General features: G+C 63.8%; 1 protein-coding gene. It reads right to left on the reverse strand.

Annotated features, from left to right (window positions below; genetic code table 11):
- Positions 1 to 520: FAD-binding oxidoreductase (locus KVS69_RS18695; RefSeq protein WP_217539476.1), on the reverse strand; the 520-nt coding region annotated here is incomplete at both ends.

The following is a 520-nucleotide window of genomic DNA, read 5'->3' on the forward strand; positions in this document are numbered from 1 at the left end:
TTGCAAGGAAGGCATTACGCTCGATCTTTGGCTTCGGGTGCAGCTTCAGGCAGGCGCGGGTGATCACGCCGATCGTGCCTTCGGTACCGATGAACAGTGGACTGAGATCGTAGCCGGAATTGTCCTTCGGCAGGCCCTTCAGCGAGGAAAGCACCGTCCCGTCCGGCAGCACCGCCTCGACGCCCATGACCTGCGCCCGGTACATGCCGTAGCGCAATACACGTATGCCGCCGGCATTGGTGCCGATATTGCCGCCAACCGTTGCCGTACCGCGGGCGCCGATATCGACGCCGAAGAAGAGATCGGCATCGCTCGCCGCCTGCTGCACGACCTGCAACGGTGTGCCGGCGGCAACGATCATCGTCTGGGAGGCCGTATCGAGTGACTCGACGCCACTCATGCGCTCCAGCGATAGCGAGACTTCACCGGCAAACGGCCGTGACGCGCCGGAAAGCCCGGTCCGCCCGCCCTGCACGACGAGTGGCTGACCAAGATCGCTTGCGGTGGAAAGGTTGGCGAA

This window comes from Stenotrophomonas sp. GbtcB23 (genome assembly GCF_019091045.1).
Taxonomy (GTDB): domain Bacteria; phylum Pseudomonadota; class Gammaproteobacteria; order Xanthomonadales; family Xanthomonadaceae; genus Stenotrophomonas; species Stenotrophomonas rhizophila_A.